Raw genomic sequence first — 14,582 nt, forward strand, 5'->3', positions numbered from 1 at the left:
GGCGATGGCGGACGGCGCACACGGCTTTCGGCGCAGCAACTGCGGCGCGTCGGCACGGCGGCCCCCACGAAGCGGGAGGCCGGTGCGAACGCCGCGGCGCGGGCGCCAGGCGTTGGCGCGGTCATCCCGGAAAGGGGCATTTTAACTGATCCGCACAGCCTTCTGACCCGCCCGCGGGCGAATCTCCCGTATTCGAATGCCGCGCGGCGCATGCCGCAATGCAACATCGCAACGCCTGAAACTACATCAAGAGGCGCAAGACCGTGAACACGATCATTCCGACGACGATCGTACCAAGCATGGTGCGCCGCCACAAAAACCAGCCGAGGCCGGCGAGCGCCGCATAGAACTCATGGTTCGACGGCGCGAACGACAGGCCGTCGGGCGTGCCGAGCACGTCCGGCAGTACGACGGCGGCGAGCGCCGCGGCGGGTGCGTAGCGCAGCATGCGCTGCACGCGCGCCGGCAAAACCGTGCGTTCGCCGCCGATTAGAAACATCGCGCGTGTCACCGCGGTGACGACGGTCATGCCGAGAATGGCGAGCCACACTTCCACGGACGTCATCGCGAATCTCCCGCGCTGTTGCGAACGCGGCGCAAGTCGGCGCGCTCGGCCATCAGATCGGCCGCGCTGCCCGCGAGAATCGCCGCGATGACCGCAAGCGGCAGCCCGAGGCGATACGGCAAATCGAAAGCGAGCAACGACACGATGCCCGCGATGCACACCGCCACCAGCGTGGAACGCGTGGCGATCGCCGCGACCATGATGGGCAGCAGCGCCAGCGTGCCCGCGAGCGCGAGTCCCCAGTTATCCGGAATCAGGCTCGCCAGCAGAATGCCCGCTATCGACGCCACCTGCCACGACAGCCAGCTGGACACCGCCATGCCCCAGAAGTACGCCTCCTTGCCGGGCACGTAGCCGGTCGGGAAGTTCTTCTTGAGGAACAGCAGATAGATCACATCGCCGTTGAAGTAGCCGAGCGCGATGCGCCGCCACATCGACAGATAGGAAAAATGCGGGGCAAGGCCGACGCGCTGAAGATCACGAAACGCGTATTCACCATCGCGGCCGTGAGCAGCACCGTCCACATGGGCAGCTTGGCGGCGAGGAGCGGCAGCACGGCGAGTTGCGACGAACCGGCGTAACACAGCAGCGACATGGCGAGCGCCTGCGGCAGCGTGAGCACGGACTTGCTCATCGCGATGCCGGTGACGAGCCCCCACGAGCAGATCGCCATGAGCGTGGGCGAATAGGCGCGCGCGCCCTCGAGGAAAGCGCGGCGATCGGTATCTGACAGGCGAGCGAGCATGAGGCGAAAAGCGCGGGCGCCGAAGGCCGCGATGAGGAAATGGAGCGAAATCGGCGCCAGGTCGTGAAGCACCCGCTGGCGCGGCCGGATGTGAATTATGCGTGCGCCGAATTATAGCGCCCGACCTGCGTCCAAATGCCCGTTTCGTGTGCAAAAGACGCTAAAATAACGCTCTTCGCTGCACCCCATCGGAAATTTCGGGCGCGTCCCGGCTTTCCCGCGCTTCGGGCGCCCGCGCGAGTCGACGGGCTTGGGGTTCCACACCAACACGCACCTGCTGGAGAACCGTATGTCAATGGCCGACCGCGACGGCAAGATCTGGATGGATGGCAAGCTGATCGACTGGCGCGATGCCAAGATCCATGTGCTGACCCACACGCTGCATTACGGCATGGGCGTTTTCGAAGGCGTGCGCGCCTATAAGACGGCAGACGGCGGCACCGCGATTTTCCGTCTGCAGGAACACACCAAGCGTCTTCTGAACTCGGCCAAGATCTTTCAGATGGACGTGCCGTTCGACCATGAAACGCTCGCCGCCGCGCAGCGCGAAGTGGTCCGCGAAAACAAGCTCGAGTCGTGCTATCTGCGCCCGATCATCTGGGTCGGCTCGGAAAAGCTCGGCGTGTCGGCCAAGGGCAATACCATTCATGTCGCGATCGCGGCGTGGCCGTGGGGCGCTTACCTCGGTGAAGACGGGCTTGCCAAGGGCATCCGCGTGAAGACGTCGTCGTTCACGCGTCATCACGTGAACGTGTCGATGGTCCGCGCGAAGGCGTCGGGCTGGTACGTGAACTCGATCCTCGCGAACCAGGAAGCCGTCGCCGACGGTTACGACGAAGCGCTGCTGCTCGACGTGGACGGCTACGTGTCGGAAGGCTCGGGCGAGAACTTCTTCCTCGTGAACAACGGCAAGCTGTACACGCCGGACCTGTCGTCGTGCCTCGACGGCATCACGCGCGACACGGTCATCACGCTCGCGCGCGACGCGGGCATCCAGGTGATCGAAAAGCGCATCACGCGCGACGAGGTCTACACCTGCGACGAAGCGTTCTTCACCGGCACCGCCGCGGAAGTCACGCCGATCCGCGAACTGGATAACCGCACCATCGGCGCGGGCGCCCGCGGCCCGATCACGGAGAAGCTGCAGTCGGGCTTCTTCGACATCGTCAACGGCAAGAGCGACAAGTACGCGCACTGGCTGACCAAGATTTAACGCGCATTGCACCGCGCGCACCCTGCATACAACGAGAAAGTCTCATGAGCGATATCAAGGAAATGCCGCTGGTCGAACTCACGGCAAAAGACCTCCCGGCGTACTGCCCGAATCCGGCCATGCCGCGCTGGAGTGCGCACCCGCGCGTCTTTATCGACGTCTCGCACGGCGAGGCGCGCTGCCCTTATTGCAGCACGCGTTACAAGCTGCGCGACGGCGAAGTGATCAAGGGTCACTGAACCTCACACCTGAGCGCCGTTCGTCTGCGTCATCGGCTGTCGACTGATTGCGGGCGCGCCGTTGCGGCGTGCCTGCGGCCGACGGCCTTTTCCCTTTACTTTCATTTAAACGAAGCGCCACGCGCATCGCGCGCGGCGCTTCGTTTCGACACCGGACACCCACTCTGATGCGTCGCGCGTTGGTTATCGCACCGAACTGGATCGGTGACGCATTGATGGCGCAGCCGCTTTTTGCGCGCCTCGTGAAACTGCATCCCCGCATGGCGATCGACGCGGTCGCGCCCTCGTGGGTCGCGCCCGTGCTCGAACGCATGCCGGAAATCCGCGACGTCTACGCGACCGATCTCGCGCACGGCAAGCTGCAGATGCTGCGTCGCTGGCAGCTCGCGAGCGACTTGCGCGACGTCGGCTACGACGCGGCCTATGTGCTGCCGAACTCGCTGAAATCCGCGCTGATTCCGTGGATGGCCGGCATCCGGCTGCGCATCGGCTATACCGGAGAAAGCCGCATCGGCCTGTTGAACGTGCGCCACGCGAATCCGCGCAAGGACGAGCGTCCGCCGATGGTCGGCCATTACGCCGCTCTCGCCTACGCGCCCGGCGCGAAGATTCCCGACGACCTGCCGATGCCGCGGCTCGACGCCGATCTGAACGAGGCGGCGCGCGTATCGGCGCGCTTCAATCTCGACACGCGGGTGCCGTTGCTCGTGTTCTGCCCCGGCGCGGAATACGGCCCGGCCAAGCGCTGGCCGCCGGAGCACTTCGCGGCGCTCGCGCAAATGGTCGGCCAGTCGTTCCCGTACACGCAGATCGTCGCGCTCGGTTCGCCGAAAGATGCGCCGCTTGCGCAGGCCATCGCCGAAAAAGCGCCGAACGTGCGCAATCTGTGCGGCCAGACGGCGCTCGGCGAAGCGTGCGCGCTGATCTCGCGGGCCAACGCAGTCGTCACCAACGATTCCGGGTTGATGCACGTCGCGGCCGCGCTGCGCCGGCCGCTCGTGGCCGTCTACGGCTCGACCGATCCGCGGCACACGCCGCCCTTGTCGGAGCTTGCGAAGGTACAATGGCTTCATCTCGAATGCAGCCCCTGTTTTCAGCGCGAGTGTCCGCTGGGTCATCTGAACTGCCTGAAGCAGTTGAGCGCCGAGCAGGTTTTCGGCGATTTGCGCGGCATGTTGCTCGCGCACCGCTGAGCCGGCTGACACTTGCACGCAACACCGCACGCCCCTGAGCGCGTCGCGTCATGTTCGCGCCTTGCGGCGCGGGCATTCTGGCGCTCGGGTGCGAATGTCCGGCGCACCGGACTGTCCCGCTGACCGCTGCCTTGCAACCGCGCGCCGCGCACAAGAGACTGACGAGCCATGCCACGTTTTGCCCATATCTTCGAAGCCGCCGCCGATACCCTCAACGCCTATTACCAGGCCGTCGCCGAGGTCAATATCGACAGCCTGATGGGCCTGTGGATCGATGAGGAGTTCGTGAGCTGCATTTGCGCCGACGGCTCGCATCTGCACGGCCTCGAAAGCATCCGCACGGGCTTGCAGATCCAGCTGGAAACCGCGCCGGTCTCGATCGAGCCGCTCGACATTCGCGTCTACGACAGTCTCGGCACGGTCGTTTATGCGATCGCGGAAGCGCATCGTCCGGTCGATCCGAAAGCCACGCCGGCGATGGTCTTCACCACCTACGTGATGGTCCATGAACGCGGCGAATGGCGCATCGCGCACATTCACGCGAGCCCGATGCCCAATGAAGCAGCCAGCCAGTTCGCGACCAAGATGCGGCACGGCCAAGGGTCGCTTCACTGACGCGCGCTCCGCGCCGCCACACTCTCGCTTCGAAGCCGGCATGAGCACGCCCCGCAGCAAGTCCCCGTGGGGGACGCCACAAGAGCGCCCCGCTCCCGATGACGCGGCTCGCGCCGCGGCGGCTGTCGAAGCCACAATCGAAGCCACCGTCGAGGTCGCCAAAGACCTGCTCTATCGTGCGCCGCTCTGGTTGCCGAACAAGCACGTTCAAACCATCGTGCCGTCGCTGTTCGCGCGCCGCCCGGCCGTGTCGTTTCGCCGCGAGCGCTGGGACACGCCTGACGGCGATTTCATCGACGTCGACTGGGTTCGGCACGACAACGCGCCAGCCTCGGTCATGACAGCAGACGCGGCGCTTAGTCAGAGTCCCTCAGCCGAAGCGCCGTTGCTCGTCCTGTTCCACGGCCTGGAAGGCAGCTCCGCCTCGCATTACGCATCGTCGTTGATGGCGGCCGCACGCGAATATGGCTGGCACGGCGTGGTGCCGCACTTTCGCAGTTGCAGCGGCGCGCTGAACCGCTTGCCGCGCTTCTATCATCTGGCCGACAGCAACGAAGTCGACTGGATTTTGCGACGCCTGCGCGCCGCGCATCGCGGGCCGCTCGTCGCCGCGGGCGTGTCGCTCGGCGGCAATGTGCTGTTGCGCTGGCTCGGCGAGCGGCGCGAAGATGCGGCGTCGGTCGTCCACGCCGCCGCTGCGATCTCGACGCCCATCGACGTGCACGCCGGGGGCCGCGCGTTGTCGCAAGGCTTCGGCATGATCTACACGCGCAGCTTCCTCAAGACGCTCAAGCAGAAGGCCGACCAGAAGCTCGTACAGTTTCCCGGCCTGTTCGACCGCGGCGCGATGCTCGCGAGCCGTACGATGTACGAGTTCGACAACGTCGTGACCGCACCGCTGCACGGCTTTCGCGATACCGACGAGTACTGGAGCGTGGCCACCACGCGGCCGTTGCTGCCGCACATTCAGGTGCCCACGCTCGTCCTGAACGCGCGCAACGATCCGTTCCTGCCCGCCGAGGCGCTGCCGTCGCGGCATGAGGTGTCGGCGGCGGTGGAGCTCGATCAGCCGAGGCATGGCGGTCACGCCGGCTTCATGACCGGACCGTTTCCTGGCCGGATCGACTGGTTGTCGCGGCGCGTGTTCGGCTATCTGGAGCAGCACGTCGATCATGGATGACATCGTCAAACAGGCGTTGGCCAAGTGGCCGAACGTACCGGCTTGCACCGGCTGGCTCATGCTCGACCGGCGCGGCCAGTGGCGCATGCGCGACGAAGCCGCGCAGGCGAGCGGATCACCCGGCACGCCGATCCGTCACGAAGCGCTGCTCGGCTTCATCAATCGCAATTACGAGCGCGACGAACGCGGGCAGTGGTTCTTTCAGAACGGACCGCAGCGCGTGTATGTCGAGCTGGGCTATACGCCGTGGGTCGTGCGTTTGTCGGTCGAGGCGGACGGCGCGCTCGCGCTGAAAGATCAGGTGGGCAATGGTTTCGAACCGTCGGCCGTGTTTGCCGACGATGAGGGCGGGATTCTGTTCGCTGGTGCTTCCGATCCTGGCAATCCCTCAGCGCCGCCGCGCATCGCCGTTCTGCACGATCACGATCTCGAAGTTTTCGCGGACCACGCGACGCTCGCCGACGACTCCCTGAGCGGCGAGTTCCACTGGAACGGCGGCGTCACGTTGCCGCTTCAGCCGATACGGAGCGAAGAAGTTGCGTCGCGCTTTGGGTTTGTGGCGAGTCCGGCTGCGATGGTTTGAGGTTCGGCATCTCGTCGCGCAGCTTGCATGCTTCAGAGGAGCGGGTTCATGAACTTCGCGCCTAACCCTTCTCATCCAGCCGCTCTTCCTTGTAGCGGTTCTCCATCTCGTGCAGCCTCGCGTCGACGGTAGCCAGATCGTAATAGCCGATCGTCTTCATATCGCGCGCGTCCTTTAATTGGCGGATCGCGGACGGCCACGCGCCTTCCAGCGCGAATTTCTCGGCAAGCGCGCGATGACGCGTGAGCGCATCGCCCGTCCCCGCGCTCGCCTGCGCCAGATACAACCACCACGCCGGCTGATCCGGCTGCGCGCGCGTCTCCTTCTGCGCCAGCGCCTGCGCCTCGGCGAATCGCCGCAAGCTCAGCAAGGTGCGAATGTGCATGTCGATGGCGGCGTTCGATTGCGGCCAGCGCTTTTGCGCGAGATCGGCAAGACGCACCGCGTCTTCGTCGCGGCCGGCACGCCGCGCGATGTCGGCGGCGAGCACGTCGAGACTTGGGGAAGTGCGCGCGGCGTCGCCGTCCGCCTGTGCCCCAGCCGAAAACACCGCACGCGACGACGCCAGCGACGAAGCCGCGTCGTCGTAACGCTCGAGCAGCATCTGGCCATACGCGATGCCATACCAGTTCGCCGCGACGTTCAGCGCCGTGCGGTCTTCGATTTCGGAGCGCATGCGCGAAATCTCGTCGGCGTATTCGCTGCGCGAGCGGTCCTGCAGCAAGCGCGCCCGCGCGCGCACGAAACCGTACTCGGCCACCTGATGCGGTTGCCGGTATGGCGCACGCCGCGCGCGGTCTTCCATGTCGGCGATCCGCTCGCCGGTCAGCGGGTGCGTGCGCGCGTAGGCCGGAATGCCGGTATCGCTCATCGCCGCACGGTCGAGACGGGCGAAGAACGCCGTCATCGCGTACGGATCGTAGCCCGCGCCGGCGAGCAGCAAAAAGCCGACGCGGTCCGCCTCGTGTTCGGCGGAGCGCGAAAAGCGCAACTGGTTGTCCACGGCGTAAGCCTGACCGCCAATCGCAATCGCGCTGCCCAGGTCGCCGCTATGCGCAAGCACGCCCGCGAGAACGCCGAACAGCATGCCCGCGAGCGCCGCGTAGCCGCTGCGCTCGCCCGTGGTGATCATCCGCGAGATATGGCGTTGCAGGACATGGCCCATCTCGTGACCGAGTACGGACGCGAGTTCGGATTCGGTTTTGCGTCGCGACGATCAGCCCCGTGTTCACGCCGATGAAACCGCCGGGCAGCGAAAACGCGTTGATCTGCGCGTCGCGCACGGCGAACAGATCGAAGTCCGGCCGATAGCCGCCGATATACAGCGCGTTCGCCGCTGCGGCGAGTTTCGCGGCGACCGAATTCAGATAGTCGCGCACCAGCCAGTCGTCGAGATAGTCGGGGTCGCGCCGCAAGTCGCGCATCACGCGTTCGCCTAGCTTGCGCTCGGCTTGTGGCGTGAGCGTCCCCGCGCCGCCGCTGCCGAGGTCGGGCAATTGCTGCGCGACGATCGGCGCACGCCAGCCGCCGGTGCCACCACCGTTGCTACCGCGGTTCGCGCCCGAGTTGCCGGAGAAGCGGCTTTGCGCGCCGCCGTACACGCCGAATACGCCTTGCGCGATGTCGGGCGGCACGATCGGATCGGCGTATGACTCGACCGGCCCGCTGACGAGCGGCGGCTCAGCGGACTGCATCGGCGCAGCGCCGGACGCCGCGCGTGTCTGCGCGAACGCGCCAGGCGGCGCGGCCAGCGCAACACAGAGCAACGCAGCAAGAGACCGTTTCAGACGCATTGCGAGTTCGTATGACGGAGTCGAAAGCGACGCCCGCCGCTCGGATCATCGCGCGACTAAGATAGCGGGCATGGCGCAATTGTAATCAGTCGACGCACTCATCCGGCAGGCCGGCGCAGGGCCGGACGGGCGCACCGCACTGCTATGATAGGCGCCCTCTGAAGGAGCCAACCATGCCTGAACTCACTCATTTCGACGCTGCCGGCGACGCGCATATGGTGGACGTCGGCGGCAAGCAGGAGACGAAGCGCATCGCCATCGCGCGCGGCTCGATCCGCATGCTGCCCGAAACCTTCGCGCTGATCCGCGACGGCAACGCAAAAAAGGGCGACGTGATCGGCGTTGCGCGTATCGCCGCGATTCAAGGCGCAAAGCGCACGGCGGATCTGATTCCGCTGTGTCATCCGCTCGCGCTGACACGCGTGAAGGTGGACTTCGAACTGGACGACAAGACGCCCGCCGTGCATTGCACCGCGCAGGTGGAAACGCTAGGCAGAACCGGGGTCGAGATGGAAGCGCTCACCGCCGTGCAGGTCGGGCTGCTGACGGTGTACGACATGTGCAAGGCGGTGGATCGCGGGATGACGATCACCGATGTGAGGGTGATGGAGAAGCATGGTGGGAAGTCGGGGGATTGGGTGGCGGCGTAAGGCGACGCTCGCGATCACGCTCCTCCTCCGATACTTCCACCCAAGACCCGCCTCACTCCTCGTCGTCTTCCTGCTCGACATCGCCCGACGGCAGACCGTAACGCTTGACGAGTTCCGCCTTGAAGCCGGCAAGCGTCTTCTGTTCATCGCAGAGTTGATACAGATAGCTCAACTGCGACGGCCAGTCTTTCAGTTCCTCCGCGAAGATTTTCAGTCGCTCGACGGTATCGAATGCCGCGGCCGTGTCTCCGCTCAACGCCTGTAGCACCGCATAACGACGCAGCACGGTTTCGCCGGGCAACAGCGCCATCGCCTGACGATGCATCGCGAGCTTGTGCTGAAGGTCCATCGAGTTCATCGGCAACAGCGTTGCCATGCCGTACCCGCCCCACGCCCGGAAAAGGAACGACGGGTCCGCGCGATATTGCTCGGCCGGACGCGAGCCGTAGTACAGCACCTCGGCGCGCGCGTAATCGCGGTACACCGGATAAAGCGCGGCAATGCCGCCGAACACGATCGCCGCGAATACGCCAAACGACAGACGCGCAGGCACGAGCCGCAACGGACGCGTCTCGAGCAGGCCGAACACGAACATGGCCGGCAGCAGGAAGAACATGTACTGCTGCGGATATTCGACGAGCGCATGCATGACGAGCACGCCGATCAGCGCAATGCCGAATACGCGCCCGGCGCTCTGCGGTGCGCGCACCACACGCACCAGCCACGTGACGAGGCCGAACAGCACGATCGCAAGACCGATCAGGCCGGTTTTCGCGAGCAGATCGATGAAAACGTCGTGTGAGTTATTGGCGATCTCGACGCCGCCGAGCGTCTTCGCGTACTGATACTGATAGCTCGGAAACTCGCCCCAGCCGACGCCCAGCAACGGATGCGTGCGGAACATCGTCCAGCCGTATTTCCACAGCGCGAGCCGCGGCGCGATCTGGCCGGCGTCCTTGAAACGATCCGCCGCCGACTGCCCGAGTTCGAGGTGATAGCGCACGTTGGCCCAGCGAATCAGCGCATTCACGACGAAGAACAGCACAGCGAGCGCAATGGGAATCAGCCATTGCCGATGACTGCGGCGCAACTGCGGTTCGGCGCGGGTCTGCGCGAACGCCATCCAGAAACCGGCCACGACGATCACACCCATTTGCAGCCACGGGCCGCGCGACACCGTCAACGCGAGCCCCACTGCAAAGATGGTGGAGACGAGAGCCCAGATCGGGACGGCGATCCGGCGCGTCTGCACGAGGAACAGCGCGCCGGCCATCGCGAACGCGATATACGTGGCGAGGTGGTTCGCCTGCGCCATGTTGCCGAACGGCCGGCGCTCGACCGTCACGTTATACGCGACCACGAGCGGCGACACGCGCGTCTCCAGGTGAAAGAGCTGGATGACCTGGCAGAACACTGCAAACAGCCCGCCGACGACCAGCGCGCAAGCCGCCCAGCGCAACGCGGTCTCGCTGAGCTTCGCGCGCGCGAAGCCGTAGCCCGCGTGTGTCGCCATGAATGCAGCCAACAGAAAGCCGCCGCCGAGCCAGTTCATCGACGGTTGCGAGACCGGCAGCAGCACCGACTGCGCGACCAGCAACAGCCCGAACAGCAGCGGCACGAGCGCCACCACGGGCGACGCAAAGCCGATGCGCGGCTGCGAACCCGCGACCAGCAAGACCACGCCGGCGCCCATCAGCAGGTACAAAGCGAGGGCTGTGAATTCAGCGTAGAACGTCGGAATCGGATAGGTATGGTTGACGACTGCATAAGGCAGCACCAACGCGAGAGCCAACAGAATGAGAGAAAGGTAGCGCGCGAAAGGTGTGGGCATCGAGTAAGCGGGTGGGCGTCAGCAACCGGCGCACTATACAAAAAAATCCTTGCGCTGTGCGCCGGCTGGGCCGAAATATCCCGAAAATCAGCGATTTACGTTTGAACGGCTAGCTATCCGTGCGTGCATGCGTCGCGCGTGTCGCATCACGCGTGTTGCATTACGCGCGGCACTCGGGAGGTGAGAGGTGTGAGGGCAAGGTCGGCGCCTGCGCGGGCATCGGACCTGCGCCCGGCGCCGGCAACGACGACGCGGTCTTGCCGCCGGCAAAGCATTCCCACGCGAGCGCGCCCGCCTGCACCGCGCCCTTCGCCAACGAGACACGCGCGGTGGGCGCATCGATGTTGTCGGGCACCGACGGCACGAGCGTGATCGTGTTGGAACCGGCCGGCGCCACGCGCGTCGTGAAGGCGACGGTGATCTGCCCGCTGTCGTCGTCGACATGAACGGACTCGACGTTGCGCGTCGCGGGCGGCGACGCGTAGCCGCCACCGAACGCGTTGCCGCTCGCCGCGTTTTCCGACACGGCAAGACGCGCCGACGACGCGAGCGACAGTCCCTCGCCCACGCGGCTGCGTGCGAGGTAGTCCTGATACGCGGGAATCGCATAGGCCGCGATCACGCCGACGATCGCCAGCACGATCATCAGTTCGATCAGCGTGAAGCCGAGACCGAGGCGCGAGCCGACGCGGCGGCACGCTCGCGCGAGTGTTGCGGACCAGCGCGCTCGCGCGAATCGCGAGTGCGCCAGCGTGGATTGCGAATAAGGGGAATAAGGCAAGGTGACGATCATCGGCAGGCTCCTGAAACGAAAAGCGCCTGCTCCACGAATCGGGAACAGGCGCTTTGATCGTAGCGAGCGACGCTCGTCTCGGACAGTCAGCCGAATGGCTAACGTTGAACCTGGAACGCACGCAGGTGTGATGCTTGGCGTTCCTTCAGGCCGCCGCGGATTTCGCGTTGCGGCGCTTGATCACATAACCCAGGATCACGACGAACAGCGCGCCTGCGATGCTCATGCCGTATTCGGCGAGCGGCGTGTCGAGGACCGGCCAACGGTCGCCGGCCGGATCGTTGATGATGAGCCCGCCCGCGATCCAGCCGAGCAACGCGGCGCCGAGCGTGATGACGATCGGGAACCGGTCCAGCAGTTTCAGCACGATCTGGCTGCCCCATACGATCAACGGGATACTCACCACGAGTCCGAAGATCACCAGCGCGAGGCGATGCTCCGGGTCAGCGGCCTCGGCGGCGCCCGCAATAGCGATCACGTTGTCGAGACTCATCACGGCATCGGCGACGATGATCGTCTTGATCGCCGAGATGAGCTTATCGGCGGGCTTCACGTTTTCGTGCGCGTCGTGCGCCGGCGCCATCAGCCGGACGCCGATCCACAGCAGCAACAGCCCACCCGCGAACTTCAGCAGCGGCACGTCGAGCAGCGCGACCGCGAACGCGATCAGTACCACGCGCAGCAGGATCGCGCCCGCAGTGCCCCACAGCACGCCCTTCGTGCGCTGCGCGGGCGGCAGGTTGCGGCAGGCCAGCGCGATCACGACGGCATTGTCGCCACCGAGCAGAATGTCGATGACGATGATCTGAATGACTGCGCCCCAATGGAGCGTGGCGAGGAACTCGAGCATGAGCAAAAGAATAAGAAGGAAGCGGACGCGCGGCCAATAAAAAAGCGGAGGAGTGTTTAACTCCCCCGCTTTTGAGAACGCACGCTACGAAAGGATCTCGTAAGCGTATCAAAAAAGGCGCTCGAACTGGGCGCCAGTTTCGATTTACAGCATTGCCTTCAGAAGACGCGCCATTTCCGACGGGTTCTTCGTGACCTTGATGCCGCAGGCGTCCATGATTTCCAGCTTCGCTTCGGCCGTATCCGCACCGCCCGAGATCAGCGCGCCGGCGTGGCCCATGCGCTTGCCCGGAGGCGCCGTGACGCCGGCGATGAAGCCGACCACCGGCTTCTTCATGTTGCCCTTGATCCACTCAGCCGCGTTCGCTTCGTCCGGACCGCCGATCTCGCCGATCATGATGACGGCGTCCGTATCCGGATCGTCGTTGAACATCTTCATCACGTCGATGTGCTTCAGACCGTTGATCGGATCGCCGCCGATACCGACTGCCGACGACTGGCCGAGGCCGATCGCCGTCAACTGGCCGACTGCTTCATACGTCAGCGTGCCCGAACGCGACACGACGCCGATGCGGCCCTTGCGGTGGATGTGACCCGGCATGATGCCGATCTTCAGTTCGTCCGGCGTGATCGTGCCGGGGCAGTTCGGTCCGAGCAGCAGCGTCTTGCGGTTTTCGCGACGCATGCGGTCCTTGATCTCGATCATGTCACGGACGGGAATGCCTTCCGTGATGCAGATCGCGAGATCCAGGTCGGCTTCGACTGCTTCCCAGATTGCAGCAGCAGCGCCTGCCGGCGGAACGTAAATCACCGACACGGTCGCGCCCGTTTCAGCCTTGGCTTCAGCGACGCTTGCGTAGATAGGAATGCCTTCGAAATCTTCGCCGGCCTTCTTCGGGTTCACGCCTGCGACGTACGCTTCGCGGCCGTTTGCGTATTCACGGCAAGCACGCGTATGGAACTGACCGGTCTTGCCGGTGATGCCCTGCGTGATGACCTTGGTGTCTTTGTTAATCAGAATCGACATGTATTGACCTCTGTTCGTTTGGCGTCACACGATGGCGCGACGAGCAACGAGGCGGAACGTTCTCGCCCGCGTTGCCCGTGCGCTACCGTGCGCCGCCATTCGTAATCCTGGTAAACGCCGTGGGAGGCTGATTACGCCTTGCCCGCGGCAGCCGCGACGACCTTCTGAGCCGCTTCTTCCATGCTGTCAGCCGAGATGATCGGCAGACCGGAATCGGCGAGCATCTTCTTGCCCAGGTCTTCGTTCGTGCCCTTCATGCGGACCACGAGCGGCACCTTCAGCGACACGGCCTTCGACGCCGCGATCACGCCTTCCGCGATCACGTCGCAGCGCATGATGCCGCCGAAGATGTTGACCAGAATCGCGGTCAGGTTCGGGTTCTTCAGCATGATCTTGAACGCTTCCGTGACCTTCTCCGTCGTGGCGCCACCGCCCACGTCGAGGAAGTTCGCCGGTTCGCCGCCGAACAGCTTGATGGTGTCCATCGTCGCCATTGCGAGGCCCGCGCCGTTCACCAGACAGCCGATGTTGCCGTCGAGCGAGATGTACGCGAGGTCGAACTTCGACGCTTCGACTTCAGCCGGATCTTCTTCGTCCAGATCGCGATACGCGACGATTTCCGGATGACGGAACAGTGCGTTCGAATCGAAGTTGAACTTGGCGTCGAGTGCGATGACCTTGCCGTCGCCCGTCAGGATCAGCGGGTTGATTTCGGCGAGTGATGCGTCGGTTTCCCAGAACGCCTTGTAGAGGCCTTGCAGGATCGCGCGTGCTTGCGGGATCGACGCGTCGGGCACGCCGATCTTCTTCGCGAGGTCGTCTGCTTCGGCGTCCTTCAGGCCGGTCGACGGATCGACGGCAACCTTGTGGATCAGCTCGGGCGTCTTTTCCGCGACTTCCTCGACGTCCATGCCGCCTTCGCTCGACGCCATCACGACGATCTTCTGCGAAACACGATCGATCACGAGGCCGACATACAGTTCCTTCTTGATGTCCGCGCCTTCCTCGATCAACAGGCGGTTCACCTTCTGGCCTTCCGGACCAGTCTGGTGTGTGACAAGCTGCATGCCGAGGATCTGGTTCGAGTACTCGCGAACCTGATCCAGCGACTTGGCAACCTTCACGCCGCCACCCTTGCCACGGCCACCCGCATGGATCTGAGCCTTCACGACCCACACCGGGCCGCCGAGCTCTTCCGCGGCCTTGACCGCATCATCCACCGAGAAGACCGGCTTGCCGCGCGGTACCGCGACGCCGAATTTCCGCAGGATTTCCTTACCCTGGTACTCGTGAATCTTCATGCGTG

General features: G+C 64.7%; 13 protein-coding genes and 2 pseudogenes. 7 read left to right on the forward strand and 8 right to left on the reverse strand.

Translation table 11 applies throughout. The features are described from left to right. Positions 1 to 241: 241 nt before the first annotated feature. Together ABIE53_RS16915 and ABIE53_RS16920 are read right to left on the reverse strand one after the other, a co-directional pair. The gene (locus ABIE53_RS16915) at positions 242 to 565 is read right to left on the reverse strand and encodes an AzlD domain-containing protein (protein ID WP_006049973.1); all 324 of its coding nucleotides are present in this window, start codon (positions 563 to 565) and stop codon (positions 242 to 244) included. Next, positions 562 to 1,310: pseudogene (locus tag ABIE53_RS16920) on the reverse strand (AzlC family ABC transporter permease). The gene ABIE53_RS16915 and the pseudogene ABIE53_RS16920 overlap by 4 nt, the downstream one beginning before the upstream one ends. A gap of 289 nt (positions 1,311 to 1,599) precedes the next feature. Here ABIE53_RS16920 and ABIE53_RS16925 point away from each other — a divergent pair. The 6 genes from ABIE53_RS16925 (at position 1,600) to ABIE53_RS16950 (ending at position 6,333) form a co-directional block, all read left to right on the forward strand. Further along, complete coding sequence (locus ABIE53_RS16925) at positions 1,600 to 2,523, forward strand: branched-chain amino acid transaminase (protein ID WP_006049971.1); 924 nt, start codon at positions 1,600 to 1,602, stop codon at positions 2,521 to 2,523. Positions 2,524 to 2,567: 44 nt separating this feature from the next. Beyond that, positions 2,568 to 2,762 (forward strand): zinc-finger domain-containing protein, encoded by a 195-nt coding sequence (locus tag ABIE53_RS16930; RefSeq protein WP_006049970.1) that lies wholly within the window; start codon positions 2,568 to 2,570, stop codon positions 2,760 to 2,762. Positions 2,763 to 2,929: 167 nt separating this feature from the next. Beyond that, complete coding sequence (gene waaF / locus ABIE53_RS16935) at positions 2,930 to 3,955, forward strand: lipopolysaccharide heptosyltransferase II (RefSeq protein WP_006049969.1); 1,026 nt, start codon at positions 2,930 to 2,932, stop codon at positions 3,953 to 3,955. 168 nt (positions 3,956 to 4,123) lie between these two features. Then, positions 4,124 to 4,570 carry a nuclear transport factor 2 family protein gene (locus tag ABIE53_RS16940; protein ID WP_006049968.1) on the forward strand — a complete coding sequence of 149 codons (447 nt, stop codon included), beginning with the start codon at positions 4,124 to 4,126 and terminating at the stop codon, positions 4,568 to 4,570. 40 nt (positions 4,571 to 4,610) lie between these two features. Then, positions 4,611 to 5,750 (forward strand): YheT family hydrolase, encoded by a 1,140-nt coding sequence (locus ABIE53_RS16945; protein ID WP_192698741.1) that lies wholly within the window; start codon positions 4,611 to 4,613, stop codon positions 5,748 to 5,750. Beyond that, positions 5,743 to 6,333 carry a DUF2946 family protein gene (locus ABIE53_RS16950; RefSeq protein ID WP_006049966.1) on the forward strand — a complete coding sequence of 197 codons (591 nt, stop codon included), beginning with the start codon at positions 5,743 to 5,745 and terminating at the stop codon, positions 6,331 to 6,333. The genes ABIE53_RS16945 and ABIE53_RS16950 overlap by 8 nt, the downstream gene beginning before the upstream one ends. 61 nt (positions 6,334 to 6,394) lie before the next feature. Here ABIE53_RS16950 and ABIE53_RS16955 read toward each other — a convergent pair. After that, positions 6,395 to 8,126: pseudogene (locus ABIE53_RS16955) on the reverse strand (M48 family metalloprotease). A gap of 173 nt (positions 8,127 to 8,299) precedes the next feature. On the opposite strand from ABIE53_RS16955, the gene moaC reads away from it, so the two are divergent. After that, positions 8,300 to 8,776 (forward strand): cyclic pyranopterin monophosphate synthase MoaC, encoded by a 477-nt coding sequence (gene moaC, locus ABIE53_RS16960; RefSeq protein ID WP_006049964.1) that lies wholly within the window; start codon positions 8,300 to 8,302, stop codon positions 8,774 to 8,776. A gap of 52 nt (positions 8,777 to 8,828) precedes the next feature. On the opposite strand, the gene ABIE53_RS16965 is transcribed toward moaC, so the two are convergent. The 5 genes from ABIE53_RS16965 to sucC form a co-directional block, all read right to left on the reverse strand. After that, positions 8,829 to 10,607, reverse strand: coding sequence for a PglL family O-oligosaccharyltransferase (locus ABIE53_RS16965; protein ID WP_006049963.1), 1,779 nt, complete (start codon positions 10,605 to 10,607; stop codon positions 8,829 to 8,831). Between the two features lie 160 nt (positions 10,608 to 10,767). Then, positions 10,768 to 11,400, reverse strand: a complete 633-nt coding sequence (locus tag ABIE53_RS16970; protein ID WP_006049962.1) for a pilin — start codon at positions 11,398 to 11,400, stop codon at positions 10,768 to 10,770. Between the two features lie 145 nt (positions 11,401 to 11,545). After that, positions 11,546 to 12,250 carry a TerC family protein gene (locus ABIE53_RS16975; RefSeq protein ID WP_006049961.1) on the reverse strand — a complete coding sequence of 235 codons (705 nt, stop codon included), beginning with the start codon at positions 12,248 to 12,250 and terminating at the stop codon, positions 11,546 to 11,548. 144 nt (positions 12,251 to 12,394) lie between these two features. Then, on the reverse strand, positions 12,395 to 13,276 hold the full coding sequence (sucD, locus tag ABIE53_RS16980) for a succinate--CoA ligase subunit alpha (RefSeq protein ID WP_006049960.1): 882 nt from the start codon (positions 13,274 to 13,276) through the stop codon (positions 12,395 to 12,397). A gap of 131 nt (positions 13,277 to 13,407) precedes the next feature. Then, positions 13,408 to 14,577, reverse strand: coding sequence for an ADP-forming succinate--CoA ligase subunit beta (sucC, locus tag ABIE53_RS16985; protein ID WP_006049959.1), 1,170 nt, complete (start codon positions 14,575 to 14,577; stop codon positions 13,408 to 13,410). Between the last annotated feature and the right edge of the window lie 5 nt (positions 14,578 to 14,582).

The organism is Paraburkholderia sp. OAS925 (assembly GCF_040543975.1).
Classification (GTDB): Bacteria; Pseudomonadota; Gammaproteobacteria; order Burkholderiales; family Burkholderiaceae; genus Paraburkholderia; species Paraburkholderia graminis.